This is a genomic window from Pseudoalteromonas sp. QJM3NY_22, from assembly GCF_056173065.1.
This window is the reverse complement of sequence record NZ_CM149655.1, coordinates 85,565-107,737: the sequence shown is the minus strand read 5'-3', so window position 1 is coordinate 107,737 and position 22,173 is coordinate 85,565. Positions and strand designations below refer to the sequence as shown.

The 22,173-nt window shown below is 38.7% G+C and carries 21 protein-coding genes and 2 pseudogenes; 17 read left to right on the top strand and 6 right to left on the bottom strand.

Going from position 1 to position 22,173, the window contains the following annotated elements; all coding sequences use genetic code 11:
* Positions 1-31: 31 nt before the first annotated feature.
* Positions 32-805 (bottom strand): amidohydrolase, encoded by a 774-nt coding sequence (locus AC0VZ4_RS00535; RefSeq protein WP_337150566.1) that lies wholly within the window; start codon positions 803-805, stop codon positions 32-34.
* Entirely contained in the window at positions 793-1,935 is a 1,143-nt protein-coding gene (locus tag AC0VZ4_RS00530) for a methionine aminotransferase (protein ID WP_475440617.1), read from the bottom strand. The genes AC0VZ4_RS00535 and AC0VZ4_RS00530 overlap by 13 nt, the downstream gene beginning before the upstream one ends.
* Positions 1,936-2,043: 108 nt before the next feature.
* Between AC0VZ4_RS00530 and AC0VZ4_RS00525 the strand changes: the two genes are divergently transcribed.
* The 4 genes and pseudogenes from AC0VZ4_RS00525 to AC0VZ4_RS00510 all read left to right on the top strand — a co-directional run bounded on the left by AC0VZ4_RS00525 (position 2,044) and on the right by AC0VZ4_RS00510 (position 5,107).
* Complete coding sequence (locus AC0VZ4_RS00525) at positions 2,044-2,673, top strand: methylthioribulose 1-phosphate dehydratase (protein ID WP_008136552.1); 630 nt, start codon at positions 2,044-2,046, stop codon at positions 2,671-2,673.
* Positions 2,670-3,352 (top strand): annotated as a pseudogene (gene mtnC, locus AC0VZ4_RS00520) (acireductone synthase). The gene AC0VZ4_RS00525 and the pseudogene mtnC overlap by 4 nt, the downstream one beginning before the upstream one ends.
* Positions 3,349-3,891 carry a 1,2-dihydroxy-3-keto-5-methylthiopentene dioxygenase gene (locus tag AC0VZ4_RS00515; RefSeq protein ID WP_475440616.1) on the top strand — a complete coding sequence of 181 codons (543 nt, stop codon included), beginning with the start codon at positions 3,349-3,351 and terminating at the stop codon, positions 3,889-3,891. Before mtnC ends, AC0VZ4_RS00515 begins: the two are co-directional and overlap by 4 nt.
* A 124-nt stretch (positions 3,892-4,015) precedes the next feature.
* Positions 4,016-5,107, top strand: coding sequence for a RelA/SpoT domain-containing protein (locus tag AC0VZ4_RS00510; RefSeq protein ID WP_475440615.1), 1,092 nt, complete (start codon positions 4,016-4,018; stop codon positions 5,105-5,107).
* On the opposite strand, the gene mtnA is transcribed toward AC0VZ4_RS00510, so the two are convergent.
* Positions 5,096-6,124, bottom strand: a complete 1,029-nt coding sequence (gene mtnA, locus AC0VZ4_RS00505) for an S-methyl-5-thioribose-1-phosphate isomerase (protein ID WP_475440614.1) — start codon at positions 6,122-6,124, stop codon at positions 5,096-5,098. The genes AC0VZ4_RS00510 and mtnA overlap by 12 nt on opposite strands.
* A 129-nt stretch (positions 6,125-6,253) precedes the next feature.
* Here mtnA and AC0VZ4_RS00500 point away from each other — a divergent pair, with 129 nt between their 5' ends.
* Complete coding sequence (locus AC0VZ4_RS00500) at positions 6,254-6,742, top strand: hypothetical protein (protein WP_475440613.1); 489 nt, start codon at positions 6,254-6,256, stop codon at positions 6,740-6,742.
* Here the strand turns inward: AC0VZ4_RS00500 and AC0VZ4_RS00495 are convergent.
* On the bottom strand, positions 6,717-7,814 hold the full coding sequence (locus AC0VZ4_RS00495) for an ISAs1-like element ISPsesp1 family transposase (protein WP_475439755.1): 1,098 nt from the start codon (positions 7,812-7,814) through the stop codon (positions 6,717-6,719). The two genes, AC0VZ4_RS00500 and AC0VZ4_RS00495, sit on opposite strands and share 26 nt — an antisense overlap.
* An 86-nt stretch (positions 7,815-7,900) precedes the next feature.
* Between AC0VZ4_RS00495 and mtnK the strand changes: the two are divergent.
* Positions 7,901-8,683: pseudogene (gene mtnK, locus AC0VZ4_RS00490) on the top strand (S-methyl-5-thioribose kinase); the annotation flags it as partial.
* A 46-nt stretch (positions 8,684-8,729) separates the two neighbouring features.
* Here mtnK and AC0VZ4_RS00485 read toward each other — a convergent pair.
* Together AC0VZ4_RS00485 and AC0VZ4_RS00480 are read right to left on the bottom strand one after the other, a co-directional pair.
* On the bottom strand, positions 8,730-10,211 hold the full coding sequence (locus tag AC0VZ4_RS00485; RefSeq protein ID WP_475440612.1) for an FMN-binding glutamate synthase family protein: 1,482 nt from the start codon (positions 10,209-10,211) through the stop codon (positions 8,730-8,732).
* 177 nt (positions 10,212-10,388) lie between these two features.
* Positions 10,389-12,170, bottom strand: a complete 1,782-nt coding sequence (locus AC0VZ4_RS00480; protein ID WP_475440611.1) for a DUF885 domain-containing protein — start codon at positions 12,168-12,170, stop codon at positions 10,389-10,391.
* Between the two features lie 356 nt (positions 12,171-12,526).
* On the opposite strand from AC0VZ4_RS00480, the gene AC0VZ4_RS00475 reads away from it, so the two are divergent.
* The 11 genes from AC0VZ4_RS00475 to hemB all read left to right on the top strand — a co-directional run bounded on the left by AC0VZ4_RS00475 (position 12,527) and on the right by hemB (position 22,160).
* Complete coding sequence (locus tag AC0VZ4_RS00475) at positions 12,527-13,513, top strand: GGDEF domain-containing protein (RefSeq protein WP_007378027.1); 987 nt, start codon at positions 12,527-12,529, stop codon at positions 13,511-13,513.
* A gap of 83 nt (positions 13,514-13,596) precedes the next feature.
* Positions 13,597-14,352 carry a bifunctional demethylmenaquinone methyltransferase/2-methoxy-6-polyprenyl-1,4-benzoquinol methylase UbiE gene (ubiE, locus tag AC0VZ4_RS00470; RefSeq protein ID WP_007378026.1) on the top strand — a complete coding sequence of 252 codons (756 nt, stop codon included), beginning with the start codon at positions 13,597-13,599 and terminating at the stop codon, positions 14,350-14,352.
* Between the two features lie 11 nt (positions 14,353-14,363).
* Positions 14,364-15,038, top strand: coding sequence for a ubiquinone biosynthesis accessory factor UbiJ (locus tag AC0VZ4_RS00465; protein WP_007378025.1), 675 nt, complete (start codon positions 14,364-14,366; stop codon positions 15,036-15,038).
* A gap of 9 nt (positions 15,039-15,047) precedes the next feature.
* Positions 15,048-16,649 carry a ubiquinone biosynthesis regulatory protein kinase UbiB gene (gene ubiB / locus AC0VZ4_RS00460; protein WP_475440610.1) on the top strand — a complete coding sequence of 534 codons (1,602 nt, stop codon included), beginning with the start codon at positions 15,048-15,050 and terminating at the stop codon, positions 16,647-16,649.
* Between the two features lie 80 nt (positions 16,650-16,729).
* Entirely contained in the window at positions 16,730-16,978 is a 249-nt protein-coding gene (tatA, locus tag AC0VZ4_RS00455; RefSeq protein WP_475440609.1) for a Sec-independent protein translocase subunit TatA, read from the top strand.
* A 5-nt stretch (positions 16,979-16,983) separates the two neighbouring features.
* Positions 16,984-17,316, top strand: a complete 333-nt coding sequence (tatB, locus tag AC0VZ4_RS00450) for a Sec-independent protein translocase protein TatB (protein ID WP_475440608.1) — start codon at positions 16,984-16,986, stop codon at positions 17,314-17,316.
* 48 nt (positions 17,317-17,364) lie between these two features.
* A complete protein-coding gene (tatC, locus tag AC0VZ4_RS00445; protein WP_007378021.1) occupies positions 17,365-18,105 on the top strand; it encodes a twin-arginine translocase subunit TatC in 741 nt (246 codons plus the stop codon).
* 1 nt (position 18,106) lies between these two features.
* Complete coding sequence (locus tag AC0VZ4_RS00440) at positions 18,107-18,625, top strand: hypothetical protein (protein ID WP_475440607.1); 519 nt, start codon at positions 18,107-18,109, stop codon at positions 18,623-18,625.
* Positions 18,625-19,410 (top strand): TatD family hydrolase, encoded by a 786-nt coding sequence (locus AC0VZ4_RS00435; RefSeq protein WP_475440606.1) that lies wholly within the window; start codon positions 18,625-18,627, stop codon positions 19,408-19,410. Before AC0VZ4_RS00440 ends, AC0VZ4_RS00435 begins: the two co-directional genes overlap by 1 nt.
* Positions 19,410-21,137 carry a diguanylate cyclase gene (locus tag AC0VZ4_RS00430; RefSeq protein ID WP_475440605.1) on the top strand — a complete coding sequence of 576 codons (1,728 nt, stop codon included), beginning with the start codon at positions 19,410-19,412 and terminating at the stop codon, positions 21,135-21,137. The genes AC0VZ4_RS00435 and AC0VZ4_RS00430 overlap by 1 nt, the downstream gene beginning before the upstream one ends.
* Before the next feature lie 12 nt (positions 21,138-21,149).
* The gene (gene hemB / locus AC0VZ4_RS00425; protein WP_007378017.1) at positions 21,150-22,160 is read left to right on the top strand and encodes a porphobilinogen synthase; all 1,011 of its coding nucleotides are present in this window, start codon (positions 21,150-21,152) and stop codon (positions 22,158-22,160) included.
* The last annotated feature ends 13 nt before the right edge of the window (positions 22,161-22,173 follow it).

The following is a 22,173-nucleotide window of genomic DNA, read 5'->3' as shown; positions in this document are numbered from 1 at the left end:
ACTTTATTGGCTCTGCGCTAAATTAACGTGTCTATATTAATGTAAAAGGGTCTGCATCTAAATAGGCAGGAAACGCTGCTTTAAACTCATCCAGTGGTGCTTTTTCAAGTGTTATAGTAACTAGTTGCTCGGTGTCATCTTGCGCTTTAGTTAATGCATCGCCTTTGAAGTCGTATACTGCAGTACCGCCATTGTGCGCCACGCCATTACCGTCGTCACCCACTCGATTAACGCCTACTACGTAACACAGGTTTTCCATTGCGCGCGCCATAAGTAACGTATCCCAAATATGGCGGCGCACAGCTGGCCAATTTGCTACGTTTATCATTACATCGTAGTCGTTATTATTACGTTGAAATACCGGAAAGCGCAGGTCGTAACATACTTGCGGTAATAGTTTAAAACCGTTGATTTCAAAAACTTTACGCGCTTGCCCTGCTACAACGTAATCGCCCTCGCTGCCTAAGCGAAATAAATGGCGTTTATCGTAATAACTCACCTCACCATCGGGTTTTACCCAATAAAACCGATTCGCTTTTTTATCGCCTTGTGCAACAAGTGCCGAACCTGCAATAACCGCATTATGTTTATGAGCCTGCGCCTTTAACCACGTCAGTACTTTACCGTTTTCGGGCTCTGCACAATCTAAATTGATAGCAAAGCCAGTCGAGAATGTTTCGGGCAGTAAAATAAGATCGGGCTGATGCATAATTGCTTCAAGCTGCTTATTAAACATGGCTAAATTAGCATCTTTATCAAGCCAATAAAGCGAGCTTTGCAATGCTGTAATGGTTAAAGTTGACATAATATTTGCGAAGCCTCTATGAGAGTGTTGTCGTTTTTAGCAAAGCATAAACGAATTACTTTGTCGGTTGGTGCCTTTTGATAAAACACACTTAACGGAATAGCCGCAACACCTGCTTGCTCAACTAACCAATGGCAAAAATCAATATCGTTTAAATCCGATACATCACTGTAATCTAACAATAAAAAGTAAGTACCTTGGCTAGGTAAAATTTTAAAACGGCTGTTACTTAAATGGCTCGCTAATAAGTCGCGTTTTTGCTGATAAAACCCGCTTAGCTCATCTATATGCTCACCTTGCTGCTCGAGCATATCGGCAAGCGCATGCTGTGCGGGGGTAAAACTTGAAAACGTAACGTACTGATGAATTTTTCTAAATTCGACAGCTAAATCGGCAGGTGCAATACAGTAACCCATTTTCCAGCCCGTGCTATGAAATGTTTTACCAAAACTCGATATAACAAAGCTTTTGGTAAATAATTCATCATCGCGTAATACACTTAAATGCGGTTGTTCATCAAACGTAATGTGCTCATATACCTCATCGCTTATTACATATAAACTGTGAGTACTAACTAACTCTTTAAGCTCTTTTATATCTTGTGGCTGTAATATTTTACCGCTTGGGTTATGAGGCGTATTTATAATAATTGCACGGGTATTTTTAGTAATTGCTTGGCTTACTACTTGCCAATCAATGGTGTAATTTGGCGCACTTAAGGCAATGTGTACCGACTTTCCACCAGCGAGTTTAATTGCCGGTTGGTAAGAGTCATATGCAGGGTCAAATACAATCACTTCATCACTGGGGCGCACAATTGTTTGAATAGCCACAAACAATGCCTCTGTTGCACCCGAAGTAACAGTCACTTGATCAGCTGCGTTTATATCAGCTGTATATTTGCGCTTTGCTAAATCAGCAATTTGTTGCTGTAATCTTGGTACACCACTTGAAGGTGAATATTGATTAACGCCCTGCTGCACATAATAATTTAACTGCGTTTTTAAAAGATCAGGAGCATCAAACTCAGGAAAGCCTTGAGAGAGATTAATTGCCGAAAACTCATTAGCCAATCCGCTCATTTGGCTAAATATACTAACGCCTAAATTTGGTAATTTACTTTCAAACACGAGATGCCCTTAATGATGGTTTTGCGCTTAAAGCGATGCTATCATTGCTTAAAACAGAAGTATAGCCGTCTAAAAACAATTAACTTTACGCTCATTAGTGAGGAATGTATGCAAAACAATACCGCTATTTCACAACTTATTGAAGCCGGAAAATGGGTTAGCCAAAAAGGCTGGGTACCCGCAACAGGCGGAAACTTTTCAGCTCGTACTAGCACTGGCTTTGTTGTTACAGCAAGTGGGCACGATAAAGGCTCACTGACGCAAGCGCATTTTTTGCAATTAGATCACCAAGGCGAGCGCCTAGCAGGAGCTGTAAAACCATCGGCAGAAACACAATTACACCTAAGTTTGTATCAGCTTATACCTGATGCACAGTGTGTTTTACATACTCACTCTGTAGCCGCTACCGTACTGTCGCAAATTACCCAAGAGCATCAGCTTGATTTAACAGGCTATGAAATGCAAAAAGCACTGAGCGGCTTTACTTCGCATTTAGAAACGCTGAGCATTCCTATTTTCGATAACGATCAAGATATTGACCGATTAAGCCTGCTGGTCAGTGACCATCATTTACATACACCTATAGAACATGGCGTACTGATACGTGGTCATGGTTTATATGCAGTAGGACGTAATATTGATGAAGTTCGTCGCCACCTAGAAGCCTTAGAGTTTTTATTTAGCTGCGAACTAGAACGCCTAAAAATAATAGGTATTCAAGCGGGAGTAACTAAATGATTAAAGCCATTTTAACCGACATCGAAGGCACAATAACCCGTATTTCGTTCGTTAAAGAGGTATTATTTCCTTACGCGGCAAAACAGTTACCTACCTTTATACGTGCCAATGCTAATAAACCGGATGTAGCCGAGCAAATTAGTGCCGTAAAAGCCCTTATCGAAAAGCCAAACGCCGATATAGAAGAAGTCATTAGCGCCTTACTTACCTGGATTGATGAAGATAAAAAAATCACTCCACTTAAGCAGTTACAAGGCTTAATTTGGCAAACAGGGTATGAACACGGCGATTTTAAGGGGCATTTATACCCAGATGCATTTGATTTTTTACAAGCTCAACACAACAACGATATTACTTTGTATGTGTACTCATCTGGTTCGGTAAAAGCGCAGCTGTTGCTTTTTAAATACAGTGATTATGGCGACATTCGCAGCTTGTTTTCTGACTTTTTTGACACCAAAGTTGGCGCAAAGCAAGAGCGAGCTGCCTATAACACCATTGTTGAACTGTTACCATTTCAAGCAGAAGAAATACTCTTTTTAAGTGATGTAACCGGTGAGCTTGACGCCGCGCAGGCTGTGGGTTTAAAAACACTACATTTAATTCGTGATGGGCAAGCACTAAAGCACACCCTTATATTAATGACTTTAGCCAATTTAAATTGGAGCAATTAGTATGAGCCAATTAACAGTGTATGCCGACAACGATGCAAACAAAGCACTTGTAAGCACATCAGATGCTGATGATATTGCAAAGCAACTAGCTAAAGTAAACGTACGTTTTGAACAGTGGCAAGCAAATGCAGATATTAATGAGCACACCACCCATGAGCAAATTATTAGTGCGTACAAAAGCGATATAGATCGGTTAAAAACTGAAAATGGCTATCAAACAGTAGACGTTATATCTCTAGCTAAAGGTAATCATGGCGCATCAGAGCTGCGCAAAAAGTTTTTATTTGAACATACCCATAGTGAAGACGAAGTGCGTTTTTTTGTAAAAGGCCAAGGGCTATTTTGCCTGCATTTAGGCAATAAGGTTTACCAGGTACTTTGCCAACAAGGCGATTTAATTTCAGTGCCTGAACTTACCCCGCATTGGTTTGATATGGGAAGCGATCCTGAGTTTACTGCCATTCGCTTATTTAACAATACAGAGGGCTGGGTAGCAAAAAGTACTGACTCGTCTATTGCAGAGCAATTTCCCTTTCTCGATTAATAAAGCTCAGTGCACATATGCCTAAATTATATTTTCTATAAGCGTATTTATACATATAAAAAAATAAAACAAATTTATTTGCAGGATGACTTCAATCACTTAACTCTGTAATATTATTTTAGCAATGCAGCTGATAAAGAGTAACTTTCCAATGGTGAACGAACAATATCAAAAGTCTAAACAACAACTAGCCTACTCACGTAAGCAAGTTGAAAAGGCTGGTCGTATTTTTCGTAAAAATGAAGGTGATTTTGACTTTGCAATAGAGGTTGTACAAAACTATCGTGCAGCACATTTATATCCGCTGACTATTATTAAAAACCTCGTATGGAAACATGTAAAAAAGCTTCATTTGCTAGAATCGGCGACCATAGTTAGACGCTTAAAGCGCTTGCCAACTATTATAGATAAGTTACAAAGAGCCTCGTTGGATGGTAAAAGTGAAAACGCAATAAATCTGAAGCGAATGCACGATATAGGTGGTTGCCGAGTAATCTTAGATAATCTAGAGCATCTATATCAACTCAACGCCAGTTTAGATTCGAGTAGAGCAGTTCATAGCGTTAAATCATATGATTATATTGAAAACCCAAAAGCGACAGGCTATAGAGGTATTCATCGTGTTTATAAAAGTTATAACAATTTAAAATCTCACGATTATAAAGGCTTTCAAATTGAAGTTCAGTTACGCACTAGGCTTCAGCACCTTTGGGCTACTACTGTTGAAATTGTAGATATTATTGAAAAAGAAACACTAAAAACCAATCCCCAAGCAGCCGACACAGATTGGAAGCGATTATTTTTTATCATGGGTGAGTTTCTTGCAGTCAAAGATGGTTCAAATCAATTAAGTTCACAACAATCGCAGACCTTTGTTGATGAGCTTTCGGCACTAAATAAAAAGCTAGCCGCATTTCATAAGCTTGATGCATTTAATCGTGCATTCCAAGTTGACGAAATTAAAAATAAATCGAAAGATACAGGCTTTGCTTTACTCGTTCACAACACAGAAACACAAATGGGTCGAGTCTTTTTATATGCAGAAAATAAAAAGCAAGAAGCTCTAACGCATTACGCCGAACAAGAAAAACAAACTCACAATAACGTGCTTCTAGTTGCAGGGAGCGACTTGAAATCAATAGAAAAAGCCTACCCCAACTACCTAAATAGTACCTCTGAGTTTCTTTCAGAATTCAGTCGCATATTATTGAGTTAGCTCTTTAAGTTTACCCATTAATACTTGTTGCTGGTTATAAACACCTGTATCTAACACCCACCCTGTGACCAACTTTGCCGGCGTTATATCAAATGCAGGGTTATATACATTGGCATTAGTGGGTGCCCATAAAGCCTCACCAAAGCTACCGCTAACTCCGCGCACTTCTTGAGGATTACGTTGCTCTATTTCTATATCATTACCACAAGCGGTGTTGGTATCAAGCGTGGTAATAGGCGCAACTACATAAAATGGAATGTTATGAAAATACGCAAGTACGGCTAAATTATAGGTGCCCACTTTATTAGCAAAATCACCATTGGCGGCAATACGATCAGCCCCTACCACTATTTTATCTACCTTACCTGCAGCCATTAAACTTGCCGCCATATTATCGCAAATTAATGTGTAAGGTATTTTCCAGCGCTCAAGCTCAAAGGCAGTTAAGCGGCCGCCTTGTAATAATGGTCGTGTTTCATCAACCCACACATGTACGTTGCCATATTTTTGCTGCGCTTTGTAGACAACACCCAGTGCAGTACCAATACCAGCGGTTGCAAGCGCCCCTGTATTACAATGAGTTAATATGTTGTCGCCGCTATTTATAAGCTCGGCACCACGGTTTGCCATTCGCTCACACAGCTCAATATCTTCAATAAACAACTGCTCGGCTGTGGTAACAATACCGGCAACATAATCGCTTTGCGTTAAAGCTTTTCGCAATGCCGCCATACAATGCATTAAATTAACTGCCGTTGGACGAGTGGCTTCTAGTTCATTGATTACTTTTTCAAGCTCACTTTTCACTACCCCTTGCTCAGCTAAATACGCCACTAACAAGCTCGCGCCTAAACCAATAAGTGGAGCTCCACGCACTTTTAAGTTAATGATCAGCTCTTTCATGGTTTCTACATCATGGCACTGATGCCATACCTGCTGGTGAGGTAGTAAATATTGGTCGAGCACACTAAGCGACCCGTTTTCATATTTTAAACTGCTTGCGATTACATTTTGCATAATGCTTAAGGTATTAAAAATGCGTAACGTTATTTTACACCACTTTGAATAACTCTCAAGTTAGACTTGTAGACATCTAAACATTTAAATGTATAGAATGCTTAAAAGCTGATTTTTGAGATTTAAACCATGACTAACTATGTTGCTTTTAATGCACAGCGCGCTATCGATTACGTATCCACATTAATTGAATCTAAACAATGTAATTTTTTTGATTCCGGACAAACCTTATCTGCGTATGAGTTTGGTGATGGCAATCTTAATTTAGTGTTTAGAATTACTGATGAGCAAAACAATAGTGTTATTTTAAAGCAAGCTCTGCCTTACGCGCGTTGCGTGGGTGAGTCGTGGCCATTAACACTTGATAGAGCCCGTATAGAAGCACAAGTTTTACTTAACCATGGTGCTATTTGCCCTACTTATACTGCTAATATTTTACATTATAGTGAAATACAAGCCCTTACTATTTTAGAAGATTTAGGTAATTTACAAATACTGCGAACTGCACAAAATAATGCTGAGCAATTTCCTAAATTAGCGCAGCACGTAGCTACCTACTTAAGCAGGGCGCGAGCATACTTTGTTAAAAATGTTAACCAAAAAGAAGTTCTTCTCTAAAAGCATCATCATAACAAGCTCTTACACACTTACTTCTTATTGACCCCTTGCTTTTCGTATGCTGCTTTATCATGTTCCTAACGACGCGTCTAAATAGTGCCATATGTTGCGCACTTAATGGCTCATGTATTTGACAGGCATCTTCTTTAAATACGACATCCAGTATCCAGTGTTGCTGATTTTCTATCAGCCAATGTTGTCTTATTGCTTTACTTATCAATATATTGTCTGTCAACGATGTTAGGTAGTAATGTGTGTCAATACTCGTTCTATTACCCTTCGTTCGCTCTCGCTGTACCGCAACGATTGTTCTAACTGATGGCCAGCTCTCTTTAATTTCACTCGGTAATAAACGCGCATCAAGACAATCTATCGTGCGTACTTCTTTTCGCCCATGCCCTTCATCTTGTGTTACATGACTAAGTATCTCTGAGTTTTCAGATTCATACTGGTGTGTAAATGCATCTTGAATCGCGCTATAAAGTTTCTTTTGATTACCCTTTGCTTGCACTAGATAATCTGCATGTCTGCTAATTAGCTGTTTTAGCGTTTCTTTTTGGCAGTGCAAAGCATCAAGTGTAATAACGGTGTTATTGATATCGAGTATTTTCAATAAATCCCGAACTGCCGGTATTTCATTCGTCTTACTGCCAACTGTTTGGTGGAATAATGTGAGACCTGCTTCACAATCAAATGCTGAGACGAGATGTAATTTATCAGCAATGTGTTTACTTGCTCCGCGAATAGTTTTGCCATCGAAGGCAATGACAGGATGCGCTGACTTAACGCGGTTTTGATTGACCCAGCTATACATCGCGAGTAGTAATGAGTCAGTATCAACGGTTCTAAAAATCCGAGCAATACTATGTCGAGTGGGTATGCCATTTTTGAAAGAACGAAATCCTCTTAACCAATTAAGCTTACTTTCGCCATAGACTTCAATGTCTTGCCAGTTTTCACACCCTGATGTAACGGCAGTAATAATAAGAAAAAGCACATCAACTAAGTTATGGTGCTGATTTATATGTGAACGATTATCTTTGACGAGTTCTAAATGTGAGAAGAGTGACATAATAAGTTTAAGGTGATGAAATTTATGGTATTAGATCATAAAATTTGTTTATTTACAAAGTGTGATCCCGCCCTGCCTACTTAAGCCATACTGGTTTTTATAATTCAGATTTTTACTTAACCGCGCAAACTAAAAAAGCGCTCGTTAGCCAATTTACTAACCCTGAGCTTTGCCAAATCACTGAAGACTTATTTTTTAGCGATCCGTACATTGGGCACGAACGCAATAACTACCCAAAGCAACTACAAAGCGAAGTTGATGCAATACAAAAAAACAGCGCATTAAAGTTAGAAATAGCAAAATTAAAAGCTAATTTTTTATCTAACCCGCAAACATTACTCCATGGTGATATGCATAGCGGCAGTATTTTTGTTGATTGTAATAATACAAAGATGATCGATCCTGAGTTTGGTTTTTTTGGTCCTGCTGGGTTCGATATTGGCTCTTTTATTGGTAATTTACTTTTAAATTACTGCGCACAAGCAGGTCATATTGAAGATTTTTTGGCTCGTCGCAATTACCAAACACATTTACTTAGCTGTATCGTAGACACCTATAGTTTATTTGAGCAGCAATGGCTTGAATTAATACGCACTAAAACAACGGATGAATCACTAGTGCCAGTAGGCTATGCGCAATACTTTATGAAAAACGTATTGCAAGATGCTGTTGGTTACTGTGGTGCTGAGTTAATTAGGCGTACTATTGGGCTTGCGCACGTAAGCGATATAGATAGTATTAGTGATGACAATGCGCGCCTTACAGTGCAAAAACAAACATTAGCACTAGGCGAGCAACTTATTTTAAATGCAAAAGCATGCAACAACAAAGAAGCATTCTTTAGTTTATTAATAAGCCAATTAAACTAACAAGCATTAAAAAAGGCGCTATTAGCGCCTTCTAGTTAGTTAAAACTTACTTGTAGTTTTCGTAAATTTTATCAAGCGGTTCCGAAAGCCCACTTTCTTGCACTATACGTACATGCTCACGTTTTAATTCGCGTGCACTAGTCACACCACAAGAATGAGCTATTAGCCCAGCTCCATAATGAATGTATTTATTATAGTTAGCTACTCGCTGCGCTTTATCAGCTACATTTAAGCCGCGTTGCAAACGCTCGTTATGCGTAGTGATCCCGGTTGGACAAGTATCTTTATTACATTGCATTGCTTGAATACAGCCCAGTGCAAACATATGACCACGAGCCGATACAACAAAATCAGCACCGAGCGCCAATGCCCAAGCAACCTTTGAAGGAACAATTAATTTACCAGAAGCGATTATTTTAATACGATCTCGAAGCCCATGTTTTTCAAGCATATTAACTACAAGCGGTAAACTTTCGCGCAGTGGTAAACCCACCGAATCCATAAGCGGTTGCGGTGCTGCGCCCGTACCACCATCAGCACTATCTATGGTAATAAAGTCAGGTGCAGACTCGATACCGCGGTGATTTATTTCAGCGAACAACGTTTCTAACCATCCGTACGCACCAATAACAGCTTTAAACCCTGTAGGCTTACCTGTCGCGTTACGTACAGTGGCAATCATATCAAGAATATCGGCTGGATTTTTAATTTCAGGGTGACCATTGGGGCTAATCGAATCTTGCCCTTCTGGTATCCCCCTAATTTTAGCTATTTCGGCATTAACTTTGCGCCCTGGTAACATACCGCCTTTACCTGGTTTTGCACCTTGGCTCATTTTAAGTTCAAACATTTTTACTTGTTCGTGAGCCGCTATTTCTTTTAGCTTTTCAGTACTTAAATTTCCATGCTCGTCTCGTGCACCATATTTAGCTGTACCAATTTGAAATACCAGATCAGCGCCACCTTCAAGGTGGTAAGGGCTTAATCCCCCTTCACCTGTGTTCATCCAACAACCTGCTAACTTAGCTCCTTTTGATAAAGCACGTACAGCGGGTTTTGATAACGCACCAAAGCTCATACCTGATACATTAAATAGCGAGTTGGTGGTGTAAGGTGTTTTACAGTATGGACCCAAAGTAACATTACTCGGGTCGAGCGCTTCTTCATCTAAAGTAGGAAACGCACAGTTCATAAACATAACTGTACCCGTTACTTCTAAGCTTTGCGTAGAGCCAAATGCCGCAGTACGGTCAACATCTTTTGCAGCACGATAAACCCAGCTTCGTTCAGCTCGATTAAATGGCATTTCTTCTCTATCTTGCGCAAAAAAGTACTGCCTGAAAAACTCCCCTTGGCGCTCAAAAAAATACCGAAAACGCCCTATCACGGGGTAATTTCGCCTTATAGCGTGCTTAGTTTGTGTAATATCGCGAAAATAAAAAACAATTACAGTAAGCACAACGCACCCGAGTAAAACTATAAACATACTTGCAAATATATCGATACTAAACATTATAAAATTGCTCATTTATGACCCTTGGTGATTTTTAAAATAAGACCTAATAAGTACTGACCGCTTTAATGAACTAAATGGCTCATCATAATTACTAACCTGCTTACTTAAAATAAATACAACTACTTACCAACAGAGTACTAACTTACATAGCTATAAAAACAACTCAGTACCCATTTTTAAAAATTATACTTATTTACTTTCCAGCTTAACTGATTCATTTTTTATATACATACGTACTTGTGTTTCTAGCACTGATAAAGGCACTGAACCATGGCGAAGAACCTGATGGTGAAATTCGCGAATATCAAAATTTGGTCCAAGCGCTTGCTCTGCTTCAACACGTAAACGTTTAATAGTTAACTCACCAATTTTGTATGACAGTGCCTGAGCTGGCCAAGATATATAACGGTCAGTTTCTGTTTTAACATTATGCAGCGAAAGCGCTGTGTTCTCGCTCATAAAGTTCATAGCTCGCTCGCGGCTCCAGCCATACATGTGCATCCCTGTATCAACAACCAAACGTGCTGCTCGCCACATTTCATAAGTTAAGCGACCAAAACGGCTATATGGGTCTTGATAAAAGCCTGCCTCTAAACCTAAATATTCAGAGTAAAGCCCCCAACCTTCGCCAAATGCCGAAAGGTAAGCATCACGACGGTAGCTCGGTAGATTTTCAAGCTCGGCATTAAGTGATATTTGTAAATGATGTCCTGGCACTGCTTCGTGCAGAGTCAACGCTTCTAAAACATAGAGAGGGCGCTTATCTAATGCGTAAGTATTCACCCAATAATAACCTGCTTCATCATCTCGATTAGAGCCAGAATAACGGCCTGTTGTGTATTTAGGAGCAATATTGGCTGGTACGGGGGCTACGCCATAAGGTTTACGTGGCAAGGTATGAAATAGCTTAGGCAGCTGTGCATCCATTTTTTTAGCAATATAAGATGCTTCTTTTAAAAGCTGCTCTGGTGTTGTGGCATAAAATTGTGGATCCGTACGTAAAAAGTGAATAAATTCGGCGAATGTGCCTTTAAAACCTACTTCAGCTATTACGTCCTCCATTTCACTGCGAATTCGAGCGACCTCTTTTAATCCAAGTTCATGAATCTCTTTAGGCGTCATGTCGGTAATAGTGTAATACTTAGCTCTGTTTTTATAAAATGCCTCGCCATTAGGTGTATCTGATATGCCAACGCTTGTGCGTGCACTAGGTCGATACTGCTGCGTAAAAAACACTAAATAATTTTTATAAGACTGTATAACATCTTCTTTTATAATGTTTTTAGCTTTTTGTTGTAGTGCCTTAAATTCACTATCGCTCAAACCAGCAGTATTAGTTAAAAAAGGTTTATAAAACTCAGATGTAGTTATATCGTCAACAATGTAAGCATTAATTGAATCTTCGTAACCCTCTAGCACAGCTTTAGGTTGAGTAAGGCCCGTTTCTATCCCTTTTTTCATCCAATATATGTTTTGTTCAAAAAACCGTGGAACTTGCGCCAAACGTGCAAGGTATGTATCGAAATCTTGCTGATTTTTATATTGAGAGCTATTGATGATGTATGATAATCCAGAGTGAAAACCATACTCTGATGTAAGCGGCATATAATGCGCATTGAATATATACTCATCAACGCTGTTTTGTACTTGTGCTCGAATAATGCTGAAGTTTATTTGATTTTCATCACTTAATTTATCAATGCTGACGGTATCTAAATCGGCAAGTAACTGTGTTTTATTCTTATATTCTTGCGCTAAAAATTCGGGCGATAGATTTGGTAACAAGTAACCTTTAACCCCTTTTCCATTGCTATAAGGATTAATGCTTTGTCTGTAATCAACAATGCTTTTGGCTATCTGCGTAAACTGTTGATCTGCATTTTGCGTTGTTATTTGACATGCACTTAATGAGCATAAAAACATGAAACCAAGTAAAGAATGGCGCATTGGCCGCTGTAAAAAATGATTCATTGCAATTTAACTTGACGATGTAATAGATATCACAAAGCTATCGTAGGCTAAATAAATAGCAAGTAAATGAGACCAATCAACGGTTATAAACCTTACTAAAACTAAGTGTATTTCGAGAGTAAAGTATATCAACAGAAGTAAAAACAAGCTTAATTGATGAGAAAAGCAGCTATTGAGTTGTTAAAATGAAAATTTAAGTTCCGTAACTCTTTTTTTACTTTTAAATAACCGCCATAACGATTACTGTAGTAAAAAATAATAAAAGCTCGGATGCATAACCGCCTCACGGAATGAGATATTTAAATTAACTCTTATGCGTACTCAGTTGGTATTTAAAAATGATGTTCCATGATTCCATGGCAATTGCACAAGAAAAGATGACTAAAGTGTGTGTGTTTTTAGAGCGTTATGCGCTGCCGCCAACCCCGCTTAATTTTCAAGTAATTTATACCTATATTAGCCAAGCCAATATAAACCTTAAAAATGCACTAGAACGTGCGATTGCAACAGAAGAAAATATAGACAGTGTTTTAATTGAACAATTATATTTTCAATTTTTAAATGAAGGGCACACAACTCAGGTCTCGATGATTCAAAATGTTGACGGTATTATCGGGTCACTTTCTCGAAATGCTCAAGCAACAGAAAAACAAATTATCCGCTTTGCTGATCAAGTAAATGAATGTGTACATACGCTTGATGAAAACAGTATAGAACAAAGCCGTAAAGCCCTTAAAATCCTCAATACACAAACCGTAGAGTTACTAGAGCAGCATAAACAATTTAAGAAAGAACTTAGCAAAGCTAAAAAGTTACACGAAAAAACGCAAAAGCAATTAACTCAGCTCCGAAAGCAGCATATAGTAGATAGCCAAACGGGCCTTTATAAACGTCATTATTTAACTCAACAAACCCAAGTTTGGACAAATCAAGAAAAGTCCATTTGTGCCATTGCTGTTCAAATAGATAACCTTGATCACTTTGTTGATAATTATGGTGATATTCTTGGTGAAGTTATTTTGAATAAAGTCGCTAAGCAAGTACAAAAGTATGTATTCCAAAGCGGTTTACCTGGACGGACTGCTAAAGACCAATTTACTATATTACTCGCCGACATTGATCCTGAAACGGCAACTTTAATAGCCGAAAAAGTACGTAATGGGGTAGAAAAGTTGCGATTTGTTAGCTCAAAAAGTGGCACAAAACTACCCGCTATAAACTTATCATTAGGTATTGCACAGCATCAGCAACAAGATGACTTTAATCAACTTGCTAAAAAAGCCTCAAATGCAGCTTTTAAAGCTCGATCTCTTGGGCAAAGTTGTTTTATTGCTGGGCATTAAATCACCTGATAAATCATATTCAAATTGCACCTGCAGTACACAATAAAGTACACTAGTGCTTATTGCCACGATAGAGATTAATCATGAACGAAACACCGCAAAAGACCACGCATTTTGGCTATAAAACGGTAGCTGAAAACGACAAAGCCTCAATGGTTGCAGACGTATTTCACTCAGTTGCAGCAAAATACGATGTAATGAATGATTTAATGTCTTTTGGTGTGCACCGCTTATGGAAACGTCAAACTATTGCCAGTTCTGGTGTTCGCAAAGGCCATCATGTACTTGATTTAGCTGGCGGCACTGGTGATTTAACGGCTAAATTTAGTCAATTAGTCGGTGAAACAGGTCAAGTTGTTTTAGGCGATATTAACTCCTCAATGCTCAAAGTGGGCCGTGAGAAGCTGCATAACTTGGGTCTTGTTGGTAATATTGACTACGTACAAATGAACGCCGAAATGCTGCCATTTCCAGATAATAGCTTTGATGTGATCACTATTGCTTTTGGTTTACGTAATGTAACCGATAAAGACAAAGCACTTCGTTCTATGTACCGTATTTTAAAGCCAGGTGGTCGCTTACTAGTGCTAGAATTCTCCAAGCCTGAGCATGAAGTACTAAGTAAAGCTTACGATTTTTATTCATTTAATTTATTACCAACAATGGGCAAACTAGTTGCTAACGACAGCGAGTCGTACAAATATTTAGCCGAATCGATTCGTATGCATCCAGATCAAGATACCCTTAAAGCAATGATGGATGACGCTGGCTTTGAACAAACAACTTATCAAAACCTAACAGGTGGTATTGTTGCACTTCACCGTGGTTTTAAATACTAAGGCAGAGTGATATGGCGCTTGAACAAGTAACTGAAAAAAATAATGATAGGTCAACCACATCTACTTTTTTCATGTTGCCTAACTTTGTACTTTCGCTTATCGAGCATGTACTTAATCAAGCACTTAAACTCGACCCAAAGCTTTCAAAAAAACTAAATGAAGTTAAAGAGCTGCGTTTAGTTGTTGAAGTAAGAGATTGGCAACAAACAATCCAACTCGTTTTTGCTGATAAAAAACTACATTTATATACCGCACAAAGCAGTGATAACGCTGATTGCATGATAAGCGCCGATATAGATACGCTTATTGCGCTAAAAAATCCAGCGATGCTTACCCAGCTAATACGCCAAGATAAACTCGACCTGCAAGGTGATTTAAATATTGCCCAAACTTACAGTAACGCATTTTCGAGTTTAGATATTGATTGGCCAGAACAACTATCAAAGCATATTGGCGATGGCCCGGCCCAGCAACTTTATTTACACTTAACCTCGCTCAAGCAGCAAAGCAGTAAAGTAAAAAAGCAGTTAGCCACTACACTTACTAGTTTATGTCAGGATGAGCTTGCTATAACTATTCATCCCTTAGAGCTTGAGCAATTCAAACAACAAAACCGAGTAATTAAAAGCCAAGTTGCTGCTATTGAGCAGCGTATAAACGCCTTATTAAACATCGTAACCCGCTAAGGATTTTTTGTGTTGACTGCACGATTGTATTACATCACTAAAACACTACTTAGCTACGGGTTAGATGAGTTAGTCCCTAAGCATAAAACGCCCTGGTTTGCCAAAATAGTGCGTGGAAGCTTTTTTTGGCTACGCAATCAGCATAAAGAAAAATCAGTAGAGTTGCGTTTACGTCTTGCATTACAAGAGCTTGGTCCTGTATGGATTAAGTTTGGCCAAATGCTCTCCACCCGTCGCGATTTACTACCACACGATATAGCCCTAGAGCTCGCGTTTTTACAAGATCAGGTACAACCTTTTGAAGGTGAACTTGCACAAAAAATCATTGAAAAAGCACTCGAAATTAATGATATAAGTGAATTATTTAGTGAGTTTTCACAATCACCGCTGGCCTCGGCATCTATAGCGCAAGTACACACAGCAAAACTTATTGATGAGCACAACATTGAGCAAGATGTTGTAATAAAAGTTATTCGTCCAAATATTCATGAACAGATTAATGCTGACTTAGCGTTAATGGAAAAGCTCGCTAAAGTACTTGCCAAAGTACATAACGAGTCAAAACGCCTGCGCCCTGTAGAAGTTGTTAAAGAGTATAAAAAAACACTCCTTGATGAACTCGATTTAATGCGAGAAGGCGCTAATGGCATTCAGCTTAAGCGTAACTTTGAAGGTTCTGATTCTCTTTATATCCCTGCAGTTTATAGCGATTATAGCCGCCATAATGTATTAGTTATGGAGCGTATTTACGGCATACCTGTCTCTGATACTGATGCACTATTAGCACAAAATACAAATATGAAATTACTTGCTGAACGCGGTGTAGAGGTGTTTTTTACACAAGTATTTAGAGACAGTTTTTTTCATGCTGATATGCATCCTGGCAATATATTCGTCTCTCGCGAACATCCTGAAAACCCAAAATACATTGGTATAGATTGTGGTATTGTTGGCACGCTTAATAAAGAAGATAAACGCTATTTGGCTGAAAATTTCATTGCCTTTTTTAATCGTGATTATCGCCAAGTTGCCCAGCTACATGTTGATTCAGGTTGGGTACCACCCGATACCAGCATTGAAGAATTTGAATTTGCGATTCGTACAGTGTGTGAGCCTATATTTAACAAGCCACTTGCTGAAATTTCATTTGGTCATGTGCTTGTTAATTTATTTAATACCGCACGCCGCTTTAATATGCAGGTACAACCTCAACTCGTACTACTACAAAAAACTTTATTGTACGTTGAAGGGTTAGGCAGACAGCTTTACCCGCAACTAGATTTATGGAAAACAGCTAAACCCTTTTTAGAAGACTGGGTAAAACAACAAGTCGGCCCATTATCTGTATTGAAACAAATGTATGCTAATTTACCTTTTTGGGCAGAAAAAATGCCCGAGCTACCAGATTTAATTTATCAAAATTTAAAGCGAGCTCCTCGTACTCAAGTACAAATACAAAAGGTATCTCACAAACCTTTAATCTTGGCCTTGTTTGGTAGTGCGACGATAATCATGTCAGCTCTTTGTTATTTACAGCACGATTTAATTGCTGCCAGCATAGCTATTAGCTGCTCTGCTGTTAGCTTTATAACGGCATGGCGCAGCGCATAAACTAAGTGCTATTTGCGTTATTGAGCGTATAATTAGTATTTAAAATATACATTTAATCATTTTATAGACTGGAGATAACCATGGGTTTTAGTGGTATTAGTATTTGGCAATTATTGATTGTACTAGCAATCATCGTTCTTCTTTTTGGTACTAAAAAGTTACGCGGAATGGGTGGGGACTTAGGCGGTGCTGTTAAAGGCTTTAAAAAAGCCATGTCTGACGAAAAAAGTACAGAACAAGACACTACCGAGCAAATCCAAAAATCAGAAAATGCATCTCCAAACGATCCAGCTAACGCTGAAAAAACCAAAGATAGTAATAAGGTTTAATTAGCATGGGAATGTGGGAGCTTGTTATTGTTCTTATTGTTGGTTTAGTGGTTTTAGGCCCTGAACGCTTGCCTGTGGCTATAAGAACAGTGAGCCGCTGGATTAAAACAGCCAAGTCGCTAGCTAATTCAGTTAAAGCCGAGGTCAGTGAAGAGCTGCGTGTGCACGAACTACATGAAAACCTTAAAAAAGCAGAACAAAGAAATCTAAAAGATTTGAGTCCAGAACTACAAAACTCATTGAGCGAGCTACAACAAGCAGCTCAATCAGTTACCCACAGCTATAAAAAACAACCGCCAAAGACAGAAAACAACCAACATATTGATGAAAAAAAGTGAAATTAATTTCCTTTTCAATGGTCAACTTACTAAATGGTATAAATAATAATGGTTGAGCAAGTAAAATCGGGGTTTGTGGCTCACTTAATTGAGTTACGAGATCGACTTATAAAAGCACTATTGAGCATTTTCGTTATTTTTATTGCCATAGTGTATTTTGCAAATGACATTTACGCTTTTGTTGCACAGCCGCTAGTCTCACATTTGCCAAGCACTGCAACTATGATTGCAACTGATGTGACAGCTCCTTTTTTCGCCCCTTTTAAACTGACTTTATTTGTCGCTTTATTTGCATCTATTCCATGGATACTACATCAAATTTGGGGGTTTATCGCACCAGGGTTATATCAGCACGAAAAGAAAATGCTCATGCCTATTCTCGCCTCTAGCATAATACTGTTTTATGGTGGTATAGCCTTTTGTTACTTTGTAGTACTGCCAATTATTTTAGGCTTTTTTACAAGCGCAGGTCCTGAGATGATGACTCTTGCGCCCGACATAAGTAGTTATTTAGGATTTGTATTAAAATTATTTTTTGCTTTTGGTGTCGCGTTTGAAATTCCAGTTGCCATTATGCTGCTATGCTGGAGTGGCGCAACAACGACAACAAGCTTAAAAGAAAAACGCCCTTATATCGTGGTAGGTGTTTTTGTAGTCGCGATGTTTTTAACACCGCCCGACGTATTATCACAAACATTACTAGCGTTTCCGATGCTGCTTTTGTTTGAACTAGGCTTAATTTTAGCGAAATTTTATACCGCTAAACCACAACAAGAATCTGAGGAATAAAATGAAAAAACAACTACTCTCACTATTGGTTTTATTAAGCGCACCCACATTTGCTGCGCAAACAGAAATTAACGCTCAAGCATTACAAGCATGTAGCTTTATTGAAAACGACTTTAACCGTTTACTATGTTACGACAATACTATTGCGGGTAAATCGCTAACCAAGCCATCAGTTGCAAAAGTTTTAGCACCACCAACAACAAATACTAATGTGCCAATACCTGCTCCAACACAGAAAGCGTCATCAGTTGCAAATGCCGATGATTTTGGTTTAGAGCATAAAGAGATATACAAAGAAAAAGATACTGAAATTAAAGCTACAATTACTTCAATAGAGAAAGCAGCTTATGGTGAGCTCATTATTAATTTAGATAATGATCAACAATGGCGTCAAATTGGCTCTGATAGTATGCGCTTAAAAGAAAGTGATACGGTTGTTATAACTCGTGGTGTTTTTAACTCATTTTTATTAAAAAAAGCGAATCAAAATCGCTCTATTCGCGTTAAGCGCACTAAGTAATGTCGTATACCTTAATTGATGCTGGTGTTAATTTAACTAACCATCAGTTTGATGAACAGTATCAAGAGATTATTAACCGCGCCAATAGTGCAGGCGTTAACAACATGCTTATTATTGGCTGTGACATAGCAGGGAGTGAACAATCTCTTGAGCTGGCTATAAAGTATCAGCAATACTCTACAGCCGGCATACACCCCCATGATGCAAAATCAGCCACCAGCGAATTAGAGACTCAATTAAAACACCTTGCAAAGCACGATGAGGTGGTTGCTATTGGCGAATGTGGGCTTGACTATAATCGCGATTTTTCACCTCGAGATATTCAGCGCAGCATCTTCAGGCGCCAGCTTGCTGTAGCCGAAGATTTAAATTTACCTGTTTACCTACACGAACGTGATGCCAATGAAGATATGCTTAAAATACTTAATGAATTCAAAGTACGCGGTATACTTCACTGCTTTACCGGTAATGCTAGCTCGTTAAAAAGTTATCTAGATTTAGGGCTTTACATTGGCATTACTGGCTGGGTATGCGATGAAAGACGTGGGAAAGAGTTACAACAATTAGTCCCTCACATTCCTTTAGAACGCTTGCTACTCGAAACTGATTCACCTTTTTTAATTCCGCGCTCGATTAAGCCTAAACCCAAATCACGTAAAAATGAACCCGCATTACTTCCACATATTTGCCAAACTGTCGCTCAACTGTATAAAATTGAAGCTGAAACTGTAGCAACTCAAACTACAAAAAACTTTAATCACATTTTTGCTCTAGAGACACGTTAATGATAGTTGCAAAAGTTTTATTTAGCCTACTTACCCTAGTATGTGTATTTAACGCTTCTGCAAATCCCATTGTAATAAGCCAAAATTTTAAATCCCAAAATATCATAAATTTAAACTATTCTTTTGAACCAACTTCGCTTTTAGAAGCTCGAAATAGTAATTTGAAAAATTGGCATTCACTTAAAAATAGCTCATTAAACTTAGGGTTAGAACAACGACCAGTATGGCTTACATTTACAATAAAAAACACACTCAACAGTGAAGTTGAGCCACTACTTTCAATAGATAATCCTCTCTTAAATAAAGTTCAGGTTTTTCATTTACACAATTCTGAGCTGCTTTCACAAACACAAATAGGCGACGCCTTTGTGCTTTCTCAGCGCCTAATAAAAAGCGAATCTTTATTAGTTAAATTAACATTGCCTGCAAACACAACAACAACTGTGATCCTCAAAGTTACGGATAGTGCGGGGTTACGAGTACCTTTAACTTTGTGGCAGCAAGATAGTTATTTAGCTTACAAAGGTAAACTCAATTTAATATATGGTTTGCTCATTGGTTTTGTATTTTCGTTAGCCTTTAGCTGTCTTGTTTTATATGGGTTCTCACGCAAGCTCTATTTTGCTTGTGCTGGTATGATAACGTTGACGTTAGGTTTATTACTCTCCTATTTGTGTGGATTTGGCTTGCGTTTTTTTCATCCAAACCTAACGGGTATTCAGCAACTAATGAGCTCTATGTTACTGATGCTTATTACCTTGTTGTTTTTACCTTTACAGCAACTCATTTGCCAACCTAAACGCTCTACGCTGTTAAAGGTACAAACGATAATAACCAGCCTATTTGCCATTTCATTACTATGTGTTTGGCTGCTACCTAACTTAATCGTTACTTTATTTAGCCTTGTAACTATTCCTATTATTTTGTGCTTTTATATTATCACTACACTTATATGTACTCGTAGTGACCCATCCAAACAAAATAAAGGCCTTTTACTGACTTTAATCTTCTTCCTTATAGTTATGGCCTACTTTATTGCTACAGCAATGGGCTGGTATTCCCTTGGTCAGAATAGTTTAGTTATTGTCTTTATTTGCTTTTTTAGCTGTATTTTTTGTTTGTGCTATACCGTAATGGAAAAGTTTATTTTGCAACGCGACCAACAAATAGTTACGCAGCAAACCTTGATTGCTAAAAATACGGCGCAAGATACACTCTTAAACGAACGTCTAGCGTTACAAGAGAAAGCTCGCCGAGAGTTAGAAGCGCTTGTCAACGAACGAACCTTTGAACTGCAAGTAACCTTAAGAGAGCTTGAGCAACTTAATACTGAAGATGCTTTAACCGGTATAAAAAACCGTCGCTTTTTTGATAAGAAATTAATAATGGAGCTTCGCCGTTCTCGCCGAGAGCAAACGCCATTAAGTATTATTATGCTTGATATAGACCGCTTCAAAACAATTAATGATACGTATGGTCATTTAACTGGCGATCAGGTTATTAGAGCGGTGTTAGATATTGCAGAACAAATACGCGAAACAATTGCACAAAGTACTGTAATTGTTGCTGGCACTGACATTAAATTTACAATTAGTGCTGGTGTTTACACTAGCGTCGCAGATGATCTTAACACCCCCGAAATATTTACCGAGCACGCTGATAAAGCCCTCTATTACGCTAAACAGCACGGTCGTAATCAAGTAATTAATTTTCCAATTCCACAGTAGGAGTATTCTAATATGGCCCAATCAGGACTAGACCTTTTTCCGTATACTCGTATGCGCAGAATGCGTAGAAGCGATTTTTCTCGTCGTCTAATGGCTGAAAACCAACTTAGCGTAAACGATTTAATCTATCCCGTTTTCGTACTTGAAGGTAAAAATCGTCGTGAAGCGATTGAATCAATGCCCGGTATTGAACGTTTATCAATAGATTTATTGCTTATTGAGGCAAAAGAACTCGTTGAGCTCGGCGTGCCAGCCATTGCAATCTTTCCGGTAACACCTACAGATAAAAAGTCATTATTCGCCGAAGAAGCTTACAATGAAGATGGTTTAGTGCAGCGAACTGTTCGCGCTTTAAAAGAAGCTTACCCTGAACTCGGTGTAATTACTGATGGTGCACTTGACCCATTCACTACACATGGGCAAGACGGCATCATTGATGACTCAGGTTACGTCATCAATGATGTAACAACTGAAATATTGGTTAAACAAGCACTTTCTCATGCACAAGCTGGAGCCGATGTTATCGCTCCTTCAGATATGATGGATGGCCGTATTGGCGCAATTCGTGAAGCACTTGAAGCGGATGGCTTTATCCATACTCGCATTATGGCTTATTCAGCTAAGTATGCCTCTAGCTATTATGGTCCTTTCAGAGATGCAATAGGTTCTGCAGGGAACTTAAAAGGTGCTGACAAAAAGACCTACCAGATGGATCCTGCAAACTCTGACGAAGCAATACGTGAAGTTGCATTAGACTTACAAGAAGGCGCTGATATGGTTATGGTTAAACCTGGCATGCCTTATTTAGATATTGTACGTCGCGTAAAAGATGAATTTGGCGTGCCAACTTTCGCCTATCAAGTTAGCGGCGAATACGCTATGCACAAAGCCGCAATCGATAATGGCTGGCTGAACGAGGAAGCAACAATAATGGAATCTCTCTTGGCATTTAAGCGAGCTGGTGCTGATGGTATTCTGACTTATTTCGCTAAACAAGCTGCACAATACTTAAAAAGTAAATAATGTAATACAATAG

Coding starts and splice junctions, on each gene's coding strand:
- AC0VZ4_RS00535 (WP_337150566.1), bottom strand. CDS start 805: ATGTCAACTTTAACCATTACAGCATTGCAAAGCTCGCTTTATTGGCTT.
- AC0VZ4_RS00525 (WP_008136552.1), top strand. CDS start 2,044: ATGCAAAACAATACCGCTATTTCACAACTTATTGAAGCCGGAAAATGG.
- AC0VZ4_RS00515 (WP_475440616.1), top strand. CDS start 3,349: ATGAGCCAATTAACAGTGTATGCCGACAACGATGCAAACAAAGCACTT.
- AC0VZ4_RS00510 (WP_475440615.1), top strand. CDS start 4,016: ATGCAGCTGATAAAGAGTAACTTTCCAATGGTGAACGAACAATATCAA.
- mtnA (WP_475440614.1), bottom strand. CDS start 6,124: ATGCAAAATGTAATCGCAAGCAGTTTAAAATATGAAAACGGGTCGCTT.
- AC0VZ4_RS00500 (WP_475440613.1), top strand. CDS start 6,254: ATGACTAACTATGTTGCTTTTAATGCACAGCGCGCTATCGATTACGTA.
- AC0VZ4_RS00495 (WP_475439755.1), bottom strand. CDS start 7,814: ATGTCACTCTTCTCACATTTAGAACTCGTCAAAGATAATCGTTCACAT.
- AC0VZ4_RS00485 (WP_475440612.1), bottom strand. CDS start 10,211: ATGAGCAATTTTATAATGTTTAGTATCGATATATTTGCAAGTATGTTT.
- AC0VZ4_RS00480 (WP_475440611.1), bottom strand. CDS start 12,170: ATGAATCATTTTTTACAGCGGCCAATGCGCCATTCTTTACTTGGTTTC.
- AC0VZ4_RS00475 (WP_007378027.1), top strand. CDS start 12,527: ATGGCAATTGCACAAGAAAAGATGACTAAAGTGTGTGTGTTTTTAGAG.
- ubiE (WP_007378026.1), top strand. CDS start 13,597: ATGAACGAAACACCGCAAAAGACCACGCATTTTGGCTATAAAACGGTA.
- AC0VZ4_RS00465 (WP_007378025.1), top strand. CDS start 14,364: ATGGCGCTTGAACAAGTAACTGAAAAAAATAATGATAGGTCAACCACA.
- tatA (WP_475440609.1), top strand. CDS start 16,730: ATGGGTTTTAGTGGTATTAGTATTTGGCAATTATTGATTGTACTAGCA.
- tatB (WP_475440608.1), top strand. CDS start 16,984: ATGGGAATGTGGGAGCTTGTTATTGTTCTTATTGTTGGTTTAGTGGTT.
- tatC (WP_007378021.1), top strand. CDS start 17,365: ATGGTTGAGCAAGTAAAATCGGGGTTTGTGGCTCACTTAATTGAGTTA.
- AC0VZ4_RS00440 (WP_475440607.1), top strand. CDS start 18,107: ATGAAAAAACAACTACTCTCACTATTGGTTTTATTAAGCGCACCCACA.
- AC0VZ4_RS00435 (WP_475440606.1), top strand. CDS start 18,625: ATGTCGTATACCTTAATTGATGCTGGTGTTAATTTAACTAACCATCAG.
- AC0VZ4_RS00430 (WP_475440605.1), top strand. CDS start 19,410: ATGATAGTTGCAAAAGTTTTATTTAGCCTACTTACCCTAGTATGTGTA.
- hemB (WP_007378017.1), top strand. CDS start 21,150: ATGGCCCAATCAGGACTAGACCTTTTTCCGTATACTCGTATGCGCAGA.